Origin of the sequence: Amycolatopsis sp. NPDC049252, from assembly GCF_043197175.1 — a bacterium.
Lineage (GTDB): Bacteria > Actinomycetota > Actinomycetes > Mycobacteriales > Pseudonocardiaceae > Amycolatopsis.
The window spans coordinates 104,037-120,597 of sequence record NZ_JBICSQ010000008.1; the positions used below are offsets into that span (position 1 = coordinate 104,037).

At 72.3% G+C, this 16,561-nt stretch carries 14 protein-coding genes; 6 read left to right on the forward strand and 8 right to left on the reverse strand.

Going from position 1 to position 16,561, the window contains the following annotated elements; all coding sequences use genetic code 11:
* Positions 1-78: 78 nt before the first annotated feature.
* The 4 genes from cobC to ACGFMK_RS13535 are packed head-to-tail and all read right to left on the reverse strand — an operon-like array spanning position 79 to position 4,997.
* A complete protein-coding gene (cobC, locus tag ACGFMK_RS13520; protein ID WP_392761765.1) occupies positions 79-1,095 on the reverse strand; it encodes an Rv2231c family pyridoxal phosphate-dependent protein CobC in 1,017 nt (338 codons plus the stop codon).
* Positions 1,088-2,425 carry a cobyrinate a,c-diamide synthase gene (locus ACGFMK_RS13525; protein ID WP_392761768.1) on the reverse strand — a complete coding sequence of 446 codons (1,338 nt, stop codon included), beginning with the start codon at positions 2,423-2,425 and terminating at the stop codon, positions 1,088-1,090. Before ACGFMK_RS13525 ends, cobC begins: the two co-directional genes overlap by 8 nt.
* Positions 2,419-3,033 (reverse strand): cob(I)yrinic acid a,c-diamide adenosyltransferase, encoded by a 615-nt coding sequence (gene cobO, locus ACGFMK_RS13530; protein ID WP_392761771.1) that lies wholly within the window; start codon positions 3,031-3,033, stop codon positions 2,419-2,421. The genes ACGFMK_RS13525 and cobO overlap by 7 nt, the downstream gene beginning before the upstream one ends.
* Positions 3,033-4,997: a putative cobaltochelatase gene (locus tag ACGFMK_RS13535; RefSeq protein WP_392761773.1), complete on the reverse strand. Its 1,965-nt coding sequence runs from the start codon at positions 4,995-4,997 to the stop codon at positions 3,033-3,035. The genes cobO and ACGFMK_RS13535 overlap by 1 nt, the downstream gene beginning before the upstream one ends.
* A gap of 133 nt (positions 4,998-5,130) precedes the next feature.
* On the opposite strand from ACGFMK_RS13535, the gene cbiE reads away from it, so the two are divergent.
* The 6 genes from cbiE (at position 5,131) to ACGFMK_RS13565 (ending at position 12,994) form a co-directional block, all read left to right on the forward strand.
* Positions 5,131-6,258: a precorrin-6y C5,15-methyltransferase (decarboxylating) subunit CbiE gene (cbiE, locus tag ACGFMK_RS13540; RefSeq protein ID WP_392761974.1), complete on the forward strand. Its 1,128-nt coding sequence runs from the start codon at positions 5,131-5,133 to the stop codon at positions 6,256-6,258.
* A gap of 472 nt (positions 6,259-6,730) precedes the next feature.
* The gene (gene cobM, locus ACGFMK_RS13545; protein ID WP_392761776.1) at positions 6,731-7,489 is read left to right on the forward strand and encodes a precorrin-4 C(11)-methyltransferase; all 759 of its coding nucleotides are present in this window, start codon (positions 6,731-6,733) and stop codon (positions 7,487-7,489) included.
* The gene (locus tag ACGFMK_RS13550; RefSeq protein WP_392761778.1) at positions 7,486-8,502 is read left to right on the forward strand and encodes a Gfo/Idh/MocA family protein; all 1,017 of its coding nucleotides are present in this window, start codon (positions 7,486-7,488) and stop codon (positions 8,500-8,502) included. Before cobM ends, ACGFMK_RS13550 begins: the two co-directional genes overlap by 4 nt.
* Entirely contained in the window at positions 8,499-9,224 is a 726-nt protein-coding gene (locus tag ACGFMK_RS13555) for a cobalt-precorrin-6A reductase (RefSeq protein ID WP_392761781.1), read from the forward strand. Before ACGFMK_RS13550 ends, ACGFMK_RS13555 begins: the two co-directional genes overlap by 4 nt.
* Positions 9,221-9,865, forward strand: coding sequence for a 5,6-dimethylbenzimidazole synthase (gene bluB, locus ACGFMK_RS13560; RefSeq protein ID WP_392761784.1), 645 nt, complete (start codon positions 9,221-9,223; stop codon positions 9,863-9,865). Before ACGFMK_RS13555 ends, bluB begins: the two co-directional genes overlap by 4 nt.
* A gap of 33 nt (positions 9,866-9,898) precedes the next feature.
* Entirely contained in the window at positions 9,899-12,994 is a 3,096-nt protein-coding gene (locus ACGFMK_RS13565) for an arabinosyltransferase domain-containing protein (RefSeq protein ID WP_392761787.1), read from the forward strand.
* 60 nt (positions 12,995-13,054) lie between these two features.
* Here ACGFMK_RS13565 and ACGFMK_RS13570 read toward each other — a convergent pair whose 3' ends face one another.
* The 4 genes from ACGFMK_RS13570 to ACGFMK_RS13585 are packed head-to-tail and all read right to left on the reverse strand — an operon-like array spanning position 13,055 to position 16,545.
* Positions 13,055-14,545, reverse strand: coding sequence for a precorrin-2 C(20)-methyltransferase (locus tag ACGFMK_RS13570; protein WP_392761789.1), 1,491 nt, complete (start codon positions 14,543-14,545; stop codon positions 13,055-13,057).
* Positions 14,542-15,165 carry a precorrin-8X methylmutase gene (locus ACGFMK_RS13575; protein ID WP_392761791.1) on the reverse strand — a complete coding sequence of 208 codons (624 nt, stop codon included), beginning with the start codon at positions 15,163-15,165 and terminating at the stop codon, positions 14,542-14,544. The genes ACGFMK_RS13570 and ACGFMK_RS13575 overlap by 4 nt, the downstream gene beginning before the upstream one ends.
* A complete protein-coding gene (locus ACGFMK_RS13580; protein WP_392761794.1) occupies positions 15,162-16,226 on the reverse strand; it encodes a precorrin-3B synthase in 1,065 nt (354 codons plus the stop codon). Before ACGFMK_RS13580 ends, ACGFMK_RS13575 begins: the two co-directional genes overlap by 4 nt.
* A 4-nt stretch (positions 16,227-16,230) precedes the next feature.
* The gene (locus ACGFMK_RS13585) at positions 16,231-16,545 is read right to left on the reverse strand and encodes a DUF6191 domain-containing protein (RefSeq protein ID WP_392761796.1); all 315 of its coding nucleotides are present in this window, start codon (positions 16,543-16,545) and stop codon (positions 16,231-16,233) included.
* Positions 16,546-16,561 lie beyond the last annotated feature (16 nt).

The following is a 16,561-nucleotide window of genomic DNA, read 5'->3' on the forward strand; positions in this document are numbered from 1 at the left end:
CCCGGCGCTCTGGTCGCCGCCGTCACGATCCAGTCACCCACGAGGTGAACTTCCTGGTCCGCCGCGACGCGACGTCGTTCAAACACATCTGCGTAGTGCCGTGAGAAAGGCGTCCGTCACCTCGCGGTCGCGCACCGCCAGGCGCAGGTGGTCCGGCCCCAGCCCCGGGAACGTGTCGCCGCGGCGGACCGCGTAGCCCGCCTCACGCAACCGCAGCCGAACGTCGGCGCCACCGGGCACGCGCACCAGCACGAACGGGCCACGCGGTTCACCCAGCACGGGAATCCCCACCGCGGCCAGGCCGGACACCAGGTACTCACGGTCCGATTCCGCCGCCACAGCAAGCTTTTCGGCTTCCTCCAAAGCGGACGGACGGCAGCACGCCACCGTCGCGACACCGGCCAAAGTGGACACCGACCACGGCACCTGAACCGCTCGCAGCCGCTCGACCACGGCAGGTTCGGCCAGCACATAACCCGCCCGCAACCCCGCCAGACCCCAGGTCTTCGTCAGGCTGCGCAGAACCACGACACCGGGACAGCCGGAAGCCAGGCTCTCGACCTCACCGGGGACCGCGTCCAGGAACGCCTCGTCGACGACCAGCAACCGACCAGGCCGGGCCAGCGCACGCAGGGAAGAGGCCGGGTGAAGCACCGACGTCGGGTTCGTCGGGTTGCCGACGAACACCAGATCCGCGTCCTCGGGCACCGCGGCCGGATCGAGCGCAAACCCGTCCACTTCGGACAAGACCACGCGCGAGACCGCGTGTCCGGCGGCCCGCAACGCCGCCTCTGGTTCGGTGAACTGCGGGTGCACGACGACCGCGTGACGCGGCCGCAGCGCCGACGTCAGCAGCGTGAACGCCTCCGCGGCACCAGCGGTGACCAGCACCTCCGATGGGGAACGGCCGTGCCGTGCCGCCACGGCGGAAGTTGCCTCGACAGCGGAAGGGTAGGCCGCGAGAGTGTCCAAAGCGGACGCCAGCTCGGCCCGCAGCCACGACGGCGGTCGCGGCAACCGGACGTTCACCGCGAGGTCCACCAGCCCCGGCCCGACCTCGCGGTCGCCGTGGTGGTGCAGGTCGTAGTCACCCATGGGCGAAGGCGCGGACGCTCGACGCGAACCGCTGCGCCAGTTCGGGGTAGCCGGCCCAGTGGACGTGCAGGTAGGACGCGTGCAGCGTCGGCGACGCGAAGCCGTCCAGCTGCCGGTCCCAGCCCCAGGCCGCCGAAACACCGTGCGACGGCGTGACTTCCGTGCGGTGGAACTCGTGCCCGGTGACGCGCTGACCGGCCGTGGCCACCACGTTGTCCTCGACGGCGACCGCGCGCCGGTAGCCGAGCTTGCCCCGCGCCGTCATCTTGGCGTCGGCCGGCACCGCACCGACCATCGGCACGCCGTCCAGCGACTGGCACAGGTACAGGAGCCCGGCGCATTCCGCGCTGACCGGCATCCCGCGGTCGACCGCCTTCGCCACCTCGGCGCGCAACGCCGTGTTCGCGGACAGCTCGGCCGCGTGCACCTCGGGGAACCCGCCGCCGAAGTACAGCCCGGCGCAGCCGTCCGGCAACGTCCTGTCCCGCAACGGGTCGACGTCCACGACGTCGACCCCGCACGCCGCGAGCAGCTCGATGTTCTCGGTGTAGCGGAAGGTGAACGCCGCCCCGCCCGCGGCCGCGACCGTCACGCGCGGACCGTCCACACCGGACGGTTCCCACATCGGAGCCGAAAGCCGCGACGCACCCGACGCGATCCGGACGATCGCCTCGAGGTCGACACCCTCGGTGACCCACGCGGCGAGCGACGGTAGCACCCGCTCGGCCTCCGAGGCCCGTTCCGCCGCGGGCACGAGCCCGAGGTGACGGCTCGGCGCGTGGATCTCTTCGTTGCGGTACAACGCACCCAGCAGCGGAACGCCGGTCGCCTCCAGCGCGGACGCGATCTCGTCGAGGTGCCGCTGCGAACCCAGTTTGTTGAGGATGACGCCGGCCAGCCGCACCCGCGTGTCGTAAGAGGCGAACCCGAGCACGGTCGCCGCGACGCTGCGCGAGGCCGCCGAAGCGTCGACCACCAGCACCACCGGCGCGTCCAGCAGCCGCGCCACGTGCGCGGTCGACGCGTAGCCTTCGGTACCCAAAGCGCCGTCGAACAAGCCCATCACGCCCTCGATCACCGCGATGTCCGCGTCGCGGGAACCGTGGCGCAGCAACGGGATCAGCGTGTCCTCACCCTGCAGGAACGGGTCGAGGTTGCGGGCCGGACGCCCGGTCGCCAGGGCGTGGTAACTCGGGTCGATGAAGTCGGGGCCGACCTTGTGCCCGGACACCCGGTGCCCGGCCGCGCGCAGGGCCGCCATCAGGCCGGCGGCGACGGTGGTCTTGCCGTGCCCGGAACCGGGCGCGGCGATCACCACACGCGCTACCATTCGATCCCCCGCTGCCCCTTTTGGCCGGCGTCCATCGGGTGCTTGACCTTGGTCATCTCGGCGACCAGGTCCGCGGCTTCGACCAGCTCCGGCGGCGCGTACCGGCCGGTGATGACCACGTGCTGGTGGCCCGGCCGATCGACCAAAGTGGACACGACGTCGTCGACCTCCAGCCAGCCCCACTTGAGCAGGTAGGAGAACTCGTCGAGGACGTAGAAGTCGTGCGTCTCGGCGGCGAGCCTTCGCTTGATCTCCGCCCAACCTTCGCGCGCGTTCGTCGCGTGGTCCTCGTCGGTGCCGGACTTGCGCGCCCAGCTCCAGCCCTCGCCCATCTTGTGCCACTCGACGGGGCCGCCCTCGCCGGTGTCGTCGTGCAGCTTGCCCAGCGCGCGGAACGCGGCTTCCTCGCCGACGCGCCACTTCGCCGACTTGACGAACTGGAACACGCCGATCGACCAGCCCTGGTTCCAGGCGCGCAGCGCCATTCCGAACGCCGCGGTCGACTTGCCCTTCATGTCGCCGGTGTGCACGGCGAGCAGCGGCCGGTTGCGGCGCTGGCGCGTGGTCAGCCCGTCCTTCGGGACGACTTCCGGTTTCCCCTGCGGCATCAGGCAGCCCTTCCCGCGGTGCGCGCGCGGACGGCGTCGGCGAGGGACTCCGCCGCGACGTCGGCCAGCGGCACGTGCTCGCCGCCGAGGTGCGCGGCCAGATCCGCGGCGAGACCGAGGCGCATCCTGCCGCTCTCGCAGTCCATCACCACGGTCGTGACACCGGTGAGCAGCCCGGCCGCGGCCTGGGCGCGGGCGACGGCGTTCGCGCCGCTGGTGGCGCGGCCGTCGGTGACGACGACCAGCAGCGGACGGCGTCGCGGATCGCGGATCTCTTCGACCCGCAGGACTCGCGCGGCTTCCAGAAGTCCTTCGGCCAGCGGCGTGCGGCCGCCGGTCGGCAGGCCTTCGAGGCGGGACGCGGCCGCGTCGACGCTGATCGTCGGCGGCAGCGCGAGTTCGGCGGAGTCACCGCGGAAAGTGACGAGCCCGACCTTGTCGCGGCGCTGGTAGGCGTCGAGCAGCAGCGACAGCACCGCGGACTTGACCTCGCGCATGCGGGCCTTCGCACCCATCGAGCCCGACGCGTCCACGCAGAACAGCACGAGGTTGCCTTCACGGCCTTCGCGCAGCGCGAACCGCAGGTCCTGCCGCCGCATCTTCAGCCCGGCGCCCTCGCGGCCGCGGGCTTTCTGGTGCGGCGCCGCGGCTTTGACGGTGGCGACCAGGTGCGGCCGGCCGTCCCGGACGCTCGGGGGCTGGACGCCGATGGTGCGCCCGCTGTCGGTGATCGCGCGCGACCGGCGTCCGCGCTCGCCCTCACCCATGCCCTTGACGCGGAACACGCGGGCCTTGAACGTCTCCCCGGCGCCGACGGTCTTTTGCGGCCCGCCCTGTTGCTGCTGGGGTTGGCCCTGCGGCGCGTCACCCTGAGGAACTTCTGGGGGACCTTCCTGCGGCGCTTCGGGCGGCGTCGAACCGCTGCCGGGGCCGTCGTCTTCGGGGCCGGGCTCGGGCGGCTGGGCGTCCTGAAGCGCCTGCTCCAGCTGCTCTTCGGAGATTCCGGGCGCGTCGAACGGGTTGCGGCGGCGCCGGTGCGGCAACGCGAGCCGCGCGGCGACGCGGACGTCTTCGGTGGTCACCTCGTCGCGGCCGGCCCAGGCGGCGTGCGCGACCGCGGCGCGCGCGGTGACGATGTCCGCGCGCATGCCGTCGACCTCGAACGACGCGCAGATCTCGGCGATCTGCCGCAGCGCGTCGTCGGGCAGCTTGACGGCGGGCAGAAGCCGTTGCGCGGACTCGATTTCCTCGGCCAGGCGGGTGTCTTCGTCGGCGTAACCAGCAGCGAAGGCGTCCGGGTCGGCTTCGTAGGCCAGGCGACGGCGGACGACCTCGACGCGCTGCTCCGGGTCGCGGCTGGAGGCGACTTCGACGGTCAGGCCGAACCGGTCCAGCAGCTGCGGGCGCAGCTCGCCTTCCTCGGGGTTCATGGTGCCGATCAGCACGAACCGCGCCGCGTGCGACACCGAGACGCCCTCGCGCTCGACGGTCGCCTGGCCCATCGCGGCGGCGTCGAGCAGGGTGTCGACGAGGTGGTCGTGCAGCAGGTTGACCTCGTCGACGTACAGCAGCCCGCGGTGCGCGGCGGCGAGCAGGCCGGGCTGGTAGTCCGTGACGCCTTCGGCCAGCGCCTTCTCCAGGTTCAGCGAGCCGACGACGCGGTCTTCGGCCGCGCCGACGGGCAGTTCGACCAGCCGTGCGGGACGCCGGTGACTGCTCGCGCCGTCGTGCGGGCCGTCCGGGCAGGCCGGGTCGGGCGCCGCGGGATCACACGAAAAGCGGCAGCCGTCGACGACGTCGACGCCCGGCAGGAGACCGGCGAGCGCGCGGACCATCGTCGACTTCGCGGTGCCCTTCTCGCCCCGCACCAGCACTCCGCCCACGGCGGGCGAGATCGAGGACAGGATCAGCGCGAGGCGCAGGTCCGGCATCCCGACGACGGCGGTGAACGGATACGGCTTCAACAGCGCTCCTTCAGCGGCGGAGGTCGGCGACCAGCCGATCATCGCACAGCGCCCGCCTCGCTTAGGGTGGGAAATCGTGCGCGAAGAATCACGTCCACCGGCCGGCGAAAGGCCTCCCCCGCGACGCCTGACCGTGGTGGGGATCGGGGCCGACGGCTGGCCCGGCCTGTCCGAACAGGCCCAGGCCCTGGTGCTCGGCGCCGATGTCGTCATCGGCGCGCCGCGGCAGCTCGGGTATCTGCCTCCGGACGTGCCGGCCGTGGCCTGGCCGTCGCCGTTGCTGCCCGGGCTCGACGCGCTGCTCGCCGAGCACGAAGGCCGGCGTGTGTGCGTCCTGGCCAGCGGGGATCCGTTTTTGTCGGGGGTGGGTTCTACGCTGGTGGCCCATGGATACGAAGTCGAGGCGCTGCCCGCGCTCTCGTCGGTGACACTGGCCCGGGCCCGGCTGGGCTGGTCCGCCGAGGAGACCGAGGTGGTGACCCTCGTCGGCCGATCGTCGGCGCGCGTGGCCCGGGTGCTGGCGCCGTTCCGGCGAGTGCTCGTGCTGGGTGCCGACGCGGCGGCTCTGCGCTCCTTGCTCACCGTGCGGGGTTATGGCGAGAGCGAGCTGTTCGCGCTGGAGAACCTGGGCGGGCCCGAAGAGCGCATCTCCGACGGCTGGACCGGCGATCCCGGTCCGCTGACGGTGTTCGCGCTGGAGTGCACCGGCCCGGCGCTGCCCCTGATCGGCATCCCGGACGACGTGTACGCCCACGACGGCCAGCTGACGAAGCGCGACCTGCGGGTTTCGGCGTTGGCCCGCCTCGCCCCGACCCCCGGCGAACTGCTGTGGGACGTCGGGGCGGGCGCGGGCAGCGTCGGCATCGAATGGTCGCGGATGCACGGGCTGAACCGCGCGATCGCGATCGAGCGTGAGCCCGAGCGCGCCGAGCGGATCGGCCGCAACGCGGTGGACCTGGGAGTACCGGAACTGGAGGTGGTGACCGGAGAAGCACCCGAAGCGCTGAGCGCACTACCCGAACCGGACGCCGTCTTCATCGGCGGCGGGGTGACGCTGCCGGGTGTCCTCGACGCGTGCCTGGCCACAGGCGCCCGAGTGGTGGCGCACGGAGTCACGCTGGAGGCCGAGCAGGTGCTGGCCCGCGCGTACGAGCAGTACGGCGGCGAGCTGCTGCGGATCGCGGTCGAACGAGCCGCGCCCCTGGGCGGCTTCACCGGCTGGACGCCGGCGCGGACGGTCACGCAGTGGAGCAGCCAATGACCGGCCTTGCCGCGGCCTGGGACCGCATTCCCGGGAGGCGGCCGACGCCCGGCCACGCCACGCCTACCTGCGATCAGCGGCGACCGGCAGGCTGCGTCACCGCAGCCCACACCCGCGCGGGGCGACGAGCGGCCGGTTGCGCCCGCACCGACGGGGCACGGCGACCGTCCAGCTGCACCACCGCAACCCGCACCCGCGGGCAACGACGACCAACCGGGCACACCGCCGGGGCTTACGTCCGCGAAGCGCGGCCAACGACTGGTTGCGCCGCCTGCGCGCGCGAGCAACGGCAACCCGTCGGCCACCCCGCCGCATCCCACGCGCCTGAGGCACAGCCAACGACCGGTTGCGCCGTCGAAGCCCACACCTGTGGGGTACGTCCAGCGACCGGCGACAGCACCCCAGCCCGCACGCCAGGAGTACGGCAACCGTCCGGCCACGCCATCACAAACCACACCCCGGGGAGCAGCCGGTGACCGTGTACTTCGTCGGTGCCGGCCCCGGGGCCGCGGACCTGATCACCGTGCGCGGGCGCGGCCTGCTTGAACGCTGCGGCGTCTGCCTCTACCCCGGCAGCATGACCCCGCCCGATCTGCTCGCGTACTGCCCCGACGCCGAGCAGGTCGACACGGCCGGGCTGAGCCTGGAGCAGATCGTCGAGAGGCTCGTCGAAGCGCACCAGGCCGGGCAGGACGTCGTGCGGTTGTGCTCCGGCGACCCGTCGCTCTACAGCGCCGTCGCCGAACAGGTGCGGCGGCTCGACGTCGCCGGGGTGCCCTACGAGGTCGTCCCCGGCGTGCCTGCCTTTGCCGCGTCGGCCGCGGTGCTCGGGCGGGAGCTGACCGTGCCCGAGGTCGGCCAGAGCCTGATCATCACGCGCGTCCAGGCCCGGTCGACCGCGATGCCGCCGGGCGAAACCCTCGCCGCGTTCGCCGCCACCGGGGCGACCCTCGCGCTGCACCTGGCGATCAACCACGTCGAACGGGTCACCGATGAGCTCACCCCGCACTACGGCGCCGACTGCCCGGTCGCCGTCGTGGCGCTCGCGAGCCAGCCTGGCGAAACCGTCGTGCGCGGGGTGCTCGCCGAACTGCCCGAGCTGGTGCGGGAGGCCGGGATGACGCGGGCGGCGACCATCTTCGTCGGCCGGGTGCTCGCCGCCGCCGGGTTTCCGGACAGTTTCCTCTATTCCAGTGCCCGCGACCGGGCGAACCAACCGGAGTCGTTGTGACGGAACTGCGCTGGGGGCTGCTGGCCGCCGGAACGATCGCCGCCGAGTTCGCCGCGGGCGTCGACGAGAGCAAGCACGGCGTGTTGACCGCCGTCGCCGCGCGGTCCGCCGACCGGGCCCGGGAATTCGCGACGCGCTTCGAGATCCCGAAGGCCTACGGCAGCTACGAAGACCTCCTCGCCGACCCGGAGATCGACGCGGTCTACGTCTCGACGCCCCATCCAATGCACAAGGAATGGGCCATCGCGGCGGCCGAAGCGGGCAAGCACGTGCTCTGCGAGAAGCCGCTGACGGTCACGGCCGCCGACGCCGAAGAGGTCATCGCCGCGGCCCGCAAGCAGGACGTCTTCCTGATGGAGGCGTTCATGTACCGGCTGCACCCGCAGACGCGGCGGCTGGCCGAGCTGATCTCGTCGGGCGCGATCGGCGAGGTGCGCGCGGTCGACGTGACCTTCAGTTACGACGTCGAAGAAACCGAGGTCGATCGGCTCGGGGACCTCGCGCTCGGCGGCGGCGGGATCCTCGACGTCGGCTGCTACTGCACGTCGCTGGCGAGGCTGGTCGCGCAGGCCGCGCTCGGCGTCGACGTCGTCGAGCCCGAAGAGGTGACGGGGATGGCGAAGCTGTCCGCGGCCGGCGTCGACGAGTACGCGACCGGCCTGCTGCGGCTGCCGGGTGACATCCTCGCGCGGCTGTCGTGCGGTTTCCGGCTGGCGCAGGAGGACGGGATCCACGTCTACGGCAGCCGAGGCCGGCTCAGCGTGCCGCGCCCGGCGTGGATCCACGCGCTCCGCAAGCCCGTGACGTCGCAGATCATCCTGACCCCACTCGACGGAGAACCCGAGGTCATCGAGATCGAAGCGAGCCAGGGGCTCTTCGCGCGCGAAGCGGATCATGTCGCCGCGCACATCGGTGACCGGCAGGCGCCCGAGCTGACCTGGGCGGAGACGCTGGCCAACATGCGGACGCTCGACCGCTGGCGCGAAGCTGTCGGTTACGGACGTCCTTCGTGATCCTCGTCCTCGGCGGAACAGGCGAAGCGCGGAAGCTCGCTTCGGTGCTGACAGACCGCGGAGTGCGCGTCGTGTCTTCGCTGGCGGGACGCGTCGCGCGGCCACGGCTCCCGGTCGGCGAAGTGCGCGTAGGCGGCTTCGGCGGCCCGGACGGTCTCGCGGCCTACCTGCGCGAGAACGACGTACGCGCTGTCGTGGACGCGACGCACCCCTTCGCCGAGCGCATCGGCGCCAACGCCGCGAAAGCCGCCGAACTGACGAAAGTCCCGCTGCTGCGGCTCGCCCGGCCCGGCTGGCAAGCGGGCGAAGGCGACCTCTGGCACTGGGCGGACGACCTCGCCGACGCCGCGCGAAAGCTTCCGGACCTGGGCAAACGCGTCTTCCTGACCAGCGGGCGCCAAGGGCTGCCCGCCTTCGCGCCCCTCGACGACCTCTGGTTCCTGATCCGCTGCGTCGACCCGCCCGAGCCGCCGTTGCCCCGGCACCGCGAGCTGCTCCTCGCGCGCGGACCGTACGAAGTGGACAGCGAGCGCGAACTGCTCACCCGCCACGGTGTCGGTGTTCTCGTCACGAAGGATTCCGGTGGCGACCTCACCAGTGCCAAACTCACGGCAGCCCGCGAACTGGGCGTGCCCGTGCTGCTGGTCCGGCGGCCGCCGCGGCCCGTCACCGAGCGCGCCGAGACCGTAGCCGAAGCCGTCGATTGGGTCCTGAAGCGATGATCGAAGAGTTCTACGAGGTCCTGCGCAAGCGCCGGGACGTCCGCGGCGAGTTCACCGGCGAGCCGATCCCCGACGCGACGCTGACGAGGATCCTCGAGGCCGCGCACGCCGCCCCCAGCGTGGGGCTCACGCAGCCGTGGGACTTCGTGCTGGTCGACGACCGCGCGACCCGCGAGCGGTTCGCGAAGCACGTCCACGAGGAACGCGAGGTCTTCGCCGGCCAGCTCAGCGAGGAGCGCGCCGGCACGTTCGCGAACATCAAGATCGAGGGCATCCTCGAGTCGAGCCTCGGCATCGTCGTCACCTACGACCCGGCGCGCGGCGCCCCCGACGTCCTGGGCCGGCACGCGATCGCCGACGCCGGCCTGTACTCGGTCTGCCTGGCCATCCAGAACCTCTGGCTGGCCGCGACCGCCGAAGGCCTCGGTGTCGGCTGGGTGAGCTTCTACCGCGAACCGTTCCTCGGCGACCTGCTCGGCATCCCCGCCGGCGTGCGCCCGCTCGCGTGGCTGTGCGTCGGCCCGGTGACCCGGCTCGAAACCGTGCCCGACCTGGAGCGCCACGGCTGGCGCAGCCGCCGTCCCCTGAGCGCGGCGATACACCACGGGCGGTTCACGCCGCGAGACCCGGGGTCTGCGTAAAGCGCCTCGGTCTGACCCGTTAGCGTTGCGCCGATGCGTCTGATTGCCGTAGCGCTGGGGTTGCTCTCGGCCTTGTGCGCGCTGGCTTTCCCCTTCCTGCCGGTGGTGCAGGACACGGCGGAGGTCGTCTGGCCGACCGGCAGCGACACCCGCTCCGTCAACGCGCCCTTGACCGGGTACTGGGCCCAGGACCTGCGCGCCGAGCTGCCGTGCGCGGCCATCCGCTCGGTCGACGCCCGCACGAACGGTCCCGGTCTGCTCTTCGCCACCGTGCCGGACGGGCGCACCGACCCGAACGCCGGAAAGGGCGTCGGCCTGCAGCTGCGCGTCGACAACGGCGTGCTGTTCGCTTCCAGCCAGGGCCAGCAGATCGCCCAGCAGCCGCTGCCGGCCGAGAAGTGCGACGTCGAGCTGGACGTCGACGCGACCCAGATGACCCTCGCCGTGGCCGGGACGCCGATCTTCCACACCGGCGGCGACGTCCGGCCGCGCGTGGTCGGCATCTACTCCTCGATCAACTCGGGCAAGGACCCGATCACCGGCCTGCACGTCTCGATCGTGCCGGACACGCGCTACCAGACGTCGCCGACCGCGCTGAAGGTCGGCGTCGGCGTGGTCGCCATCCTGTCGCTGATCGGCTGCATGATCGCGGTCTGGCGGCGCGACTCCGGCTTCGCCCGCCGCGCGCCGCGCTGGGCGCCGGTCGGCTGGTGGCGGCTGACGCTGCGGGACGCGACGGTGATCGCCGCGCTCGGCGCGTGGGTCTTCATCGGGCCCGTGACCTCGGACGACGGCTACATCCTGACGATGGCGCGGGTCACCGAGCAGACCGGGTTCCTGACGAACTACCACCGCTGGTTCGGCGTCGCCGAGGCGCCGTTCGGCTGGTTCTACCACGTGTTCGAGCTGATGGCGCACGTCAGCGTGGTGCCGCCGTGGATCCGCCTGCCGTCGTTCCTGCTCGGCGTCCTGTGCTGGCTGCTGATCAGCCGCGAGGTCATGCCCCGCCTCGGCGCCCAGGTCCGCACCAGCCGCCCGGCCAGCTGGGCGGCGGCGACGGTGTTCCTGGTCTGGTGGATGCCCTACAACAACGGCGTCCGCCCCGAACCGGTCGCCGCGCTCGGGTCGCTGCTGGCGATCTGCGCCGTCGAACGGACGCTGGTGACCCGGCGGCTGCTGCCACTGTGCCTCGGCCTGACCGCGGCCGGGTTCACCCTGGCCGCGACGCCGACCGGGCTGATCGCGGTGGCGCCGTTCCTGGTCGCCGCGCGCCCGCTGTTCAAGCTGGTCCGCCAGCGTGCCAACGAGAACGGCTGGCTTCCGGTGCTCGCGCCGGTCGCCGCGGCCGGGCTGCTGGTGCTGGTCGTGGTGTTCGCCGACCAGACGTTCGCGACGGTCCAGGAGGCGACGCGGATCCGCACGCAGGTCGGCCCGAACCTGTCGTGGTTCCAGGAGCTCGCGCGCTACCAGCTGTTGTTCGCCGACCTGCCGGACGGCTCGGCGCCGCGCCGGTTCCCGGTGCTGCTGATCGTGCTGTGCACGGCCACCTGCCTGGTGATGCTGCTGCGCCGTGGCCGGATCCAGGGCGCGTCGCTCGGCCCCGCACGCCGCCTGATCGGCACGACGGCGTTGTTCTTCCTGCTCCTGGCGCTGACGCCGACGAAGTGGACGCACCACTTCGGCGCGTTCGCCGCGGTCGGCGCGTCGATGGCGGCGTTGACGGCACTCGCGACGAGCTCGACCGTGCTGCGGTCCAAACGCAATCGCGCGGCGTTCCTCGCCGGGCTGCTGGTCGTCGGCGCGCTCGCCGCGACCGGGCCCAACACGTACTGGTTCGTCTCCCGCCTCGGCGTCCAGTGGACGAACGTGGCGCCGTCGATCGGCGGCATCGGGCTGTCCACGATCCTGCTGGTGGCGGCCGCGATCGCGGGGATCTACGCGTTCGTCGAGAACGTCCGGGCCCATCGGCCCACCGCCGCGCCGCCGGTGCAGGAAGGCCGGTTGCGCGCGCTGCGGCTCGGGTCGCTGTCGCTGGTGGTGGTCTGCGGCCTGGTGGCGGGCGGCGAGTTCGTCACGATGGCGTGGGCGATCCACAACCAGGCCGGCAGCTACAGCCTGGGCGCGGCGAACGTCGGGCACCTGTTCGGCCAGAGCTGCAACCTCTCCGACCACGTGATGGTGGAGCGCGACGCGGCGACGAGCATCCTGCACCCGCAGACCGAGCAGCGCACGGTCGCCGACGAGACCAAGCCGCCGGAGAACTCGCCGCTGCCCAACCCCGACCGTGACAACGGCCGCGTCCAGACGGGGTTCCACACCCGCCCGGTCGACGACAAGGACCCCCTCGCCGAGCCGCCGCACGGCTTCACGCCGGAGAACGTGCCGATGTGGTCGAGCTACCTCGACCCGGAGACGCGCGCGGGCCGCCTGCGCAGCGACTGGTTCGCGCTGACCGAGAAGCCGGGCGACGGCCAGGTGGTGGTGGCCACGGCGGGCGCGCCCCGGCGGCCGACGTCGGTCAGCCTCGACTACGGCGTCAACACCCCGGAGGGCGTGAAGATCCTGCGCAGCCAGTTCGTGCTGCCGCCGGGATCGGGCACGGGCGGCTGGAACGACACCCGCATCAACCTGCGCGACCTCCCCGCGGAGACGAACGCGGTGCGCATCAACATCGTCGACAACGACCTCACGGAGGACGGCTGGATCGCCGCGTCGGCCCCGCGCGTCCCGACGTTCACGACGCTGACGGACAAGATCGGGTCGAAGCCGGTGTACATCGACTGGCCGGCGTCGTTCGTCTACCCGTGCGCCCAGCCGGTGACGTCCCACGACGGGATTTCCCAGGTCCCGGAGTACCGCATCACGGCAGGCGGCCTGGCGGACGAGGCGGAGTGGGCGTCCTCGACGAACGGCGGGCCGATCGGCTGGCTGGAGGAGCTGGCCGAGGAACCCGAGGTGCCGAGTTACCTGATCGGTCAGCCGAGCCAGTCGTGGGGCCAGCTGCTGCAGATCGAGCCGTTCACCGAGGGCATCGCCCCGACGGTGATCCACGGGGAAAAGACCGTCCCAGGCTGGTGGTCACCCGGCCCCGGCCCGAGCCAGCCGAACGGCAAGGACCCCACCCGCTGACAAGGTCCGTGAATGTCGCATTGAGGGACTCTAAGTCCCTCAATGCGACATTCACGGCTTTCAGTAACTCCGGGGAGTCCAGACGATGCCGTTCTCCGCTCGGGTCCGCGACGAGCCCACGATCAGCAGGCAGCGCATGTCCACAGTGGACGGATCCAGGTCGCCCAGCGTGGTGATCCGGACGTCCTCCTCCGGGCCACCGACGTCCCGGGCCACCACCACCGGGGTCGACGGCGCGCGGTGCCGCAGCAGGACAGAGCGGGCGTCGGCCAGCTGGGTCGTGCGGGTGCGGGACGCCGGGTTGTACAGCGCCAGCACCAGGTCCGCCGCGCCGGCCGCGTCCAGGCGCTTCTCGATGATCTCCCACGGCTTGAGCCGGTCGGACAGCGAGAGCACGCAGTAGTCGTGCCCCAGCGGTGCGCCGACCCGGGACGCCGCGGCCTGCGCTGCCGTCACGCCCGGGACGATCCGGACGCGAACGCCGGCACCGTGGCCCGAAGACACCTGCTCCAGCACCGCCGACGCCATCGCGAACACCCCCGGGTCGCCCGAGGACACCACCGCGACACGCGCTCCGGAAGCAGCCAGCGACAACGCATCGCGGGCCCGGTCCGCCTCCACCCGGTTGCCCGACGCGTGCCGCTGCTGGCCCGCCTTCTGCGGCACCCGCGCGACGTACGGGCCGTACCCGACGACGTGGTCCACGGCCGAAAGCTCCGCCGAAGCCTCCGGCGTCAGCCACTCCGGGCCCGCCGGGCCCAGGCCGACGACGACCACCTCGCCACCGGAAGAGTCCACCGGCGGCGAAACAACGGGAGACTGGCGGGAAGCGTAGGCCGGCGAAGGCAGCAAAGCCAGCGAGAAGTACGGCACCGTCGAAGGATCAACGTCCGCCAACGGCGAAATCCGCTGCTCCCCCCACGTCGCGCGCTCGATGTAGAACGCGTCGTCCAGCTTTCCGGCCTCCGCCAACGCCTCCCGCACCGAGCCGAACGTCCGCCCCAGCTTCAAAACTGCCGCCGCGTCGGTGTCGGCCAGGCGACGGGCCAGTTCCGGGGCGGGCAGCGTGCCCGGCAGGATCGTCAGCACCTCGTCGCGCTGGACCAGCGGGCGGCCCAGCACCGACGACGCCGCGCTCACCGACGTCACCCCCGGCACGACCACCGCCGGGAACCGGCCGGAAAGCCGTTCGTGCATGTACATGTACGAGCCGTAGAAGAACGGGTCGCCTTCGCAGAGCACGACGACGTCGCGGCCCGCGTCGAGGTGCTCGGCGAGCCGCTTCGCGCTCAGCTCGTAGAAGTCGGCGATCGCGCCTTCGTAGCCGCCCGGGTGGTCGGTCGTCTCGGTCGTGACCGGGTAGACGAGCTTCTCCTCGACCTGCCCCTCACGCAGGTACGGCTCGGCCACCGACCGCGCGATGCTCCGACCGTGCCGCGCGCAGTGGTACGCGATCACCGAGGCTTCCGAGATCAGCCGCGCGGCCTTGACCGTCATCAGTTCCGGATCGCCGGGGCCGAGCCCGACGCCGTACAGCGTCCCAGTGCTCATTCTTCCGCGCTCGCAAGAGCGTTGATCGCGGCGACGGCCATCGCGCTGCCGCCACGGCGTCCGTGCACCACCAGGTAAGGCGCCGGTGCCCGGTTGGCCAATTCCACTTTGGACTCCATCGCGCCGACGAACCCCACCGGCACGCCGATGATCGCCGCGGGGGCGCCGACGCCTTCGTCGAGGATCTCCAGCAGGCGGAACAACGCCGTGGGCGCGTTGCCGATCGCGACGACCGAGCCGGGCAGCTTGTCCCGCCACAGTTCCAGCGCCGCCGCCGAACGCGTCGTGCCCATCCGCTCGGCGAGGCCGGGCACGCTCGGCTCCGACAGCGTGCAGACGACTTCGTTGCCCGCGGGCAGGCGACGCCGGGTGACGCCGCTGGCGATCATCTGCGCGTCGCACAGGATCGGCGCCCCCGCCTCCAGCGCGGCGCGGCCGGACTCCACGACGTCGAGGGTGTAACGCAGGTCGTCGACCAGATCGACCATGCCGCAGGCGTGGATCATCCGGACCGCCAGGCCGGCCACGTCGCCGGGCAGGATCGCCAGGTCCGCCTCCTCGCGGATCGTGGCGAACGAATGCCGGTAGATGTCGGCACCGTCCCGCAGATAGTCGATCACAGGGTTCCTTTCAGCTCTTCGAACGGCACCCACCGGCCGTCGACCCGGTAGCCGCCCGCCTCGGCGACAACGTCCACATGGGACTGTGACGGCTTCCCGCACCGCCGTTCACAGCCCGAGAAATGAGCGCGCAGGCCGGGCCGGAACACGGCGTCGGCGCGGACGTCGGCCCGCGACTTCGCGCAGCCCGGCCGTCCGATGCACGCGCTGGTCCCGAGCGCCTCGCCGCCGAAACCCAGCCGCTCGAAGACGTCGGCGGGCACGTCCGGCAGCACCAGGGACTTCCACGGCGTGACCACCGCCGGCCCGAAGGACGCCAGCGCACGCACCTGCGCGGCCGACAGCCGCCCGAACCGCGGGACCACGCCCGCGACGGACTCCGAGATCATCCCGGCCGGCACCGGGATGTCCGCGCGGGGAACCGGCGTTCCGCGCCACGCCGGGTCGTCGAGCTCGGCGACCCGCCAAGCGGACCCGCGGATCCGAAGGAACTCCAGCGCGACGCCGATCAGCGTCGAGACGGCGTCAGCGCGAGTCACCCGGCGGCCAGTGTCGCCCCCCGCGAGCAGCAGGGTTCCCGAAGAAGACCCGGTCGCGCGCCAGCAGACGTCGGCGCCTTCCCCGGCGACGTCACCGCGGCCGTCGTCGAAGGCGAAGAGGAACCGTCCGGGCAGTGACGCCAGCTCCGGTGTCGCGCACAGGAGGCGGTCCAACGACAAAGCCAGCCCGCGGACGTCGGCGAGGCCACCGGTCAGTCCGCTCAACGGCGACGCCAGCACGTTCCGGACCCGCTCGTGCGACGGCGACGGCAGCAGGCCCGCGTCGGTCAGCCGGGCGGCGAGGCCGGGCCGGGTGACGCCGCGCAGCTGGACGTTGCCCCGCGAGGTGAGGTGGAGGTCGCCGTCGCCGCACGCGTCCGCGCAGTCGGCCAGCGCCCGCAGCTGCGCGGGGGAAACCGCACCGCCGGGCAGCCGGACCCGCGCCAACGGGCCGTCGGCGGCGTCGTGAGTGGCGAAAACACCGGGACACGCGTCGGCTCGCACGCGCGCGGGGGTCGGCATGAGGTCACTGTAACTCGCGGTTCTCCGGCTCCCGAGGGGCCGGACGCGGGCGCAGGACGGCGGTTCCGGCGTCCAGGTCTACGTCACGCCGGGGAGGCGCGCCGTCGGCGTCCTGCTCGACGAGCATCGACATCGTTTCCCGGTGTTCCAGCTCACGCCGCTTGGTGCCGTAGAGGAACGCGGTGGTCTCTTCGATGCAGGTCGCGGACAGCCGCGCCTTGAACCGCGAGCCGCTCTTGCGCGGCCGCAGCTCGATCGCGGCCATGACCAGCAGGATCACCACGCCGCCCGGAAGGGCCAGCCCCAGCCAAGTTCCCATGCCCGGCGAACCGGAT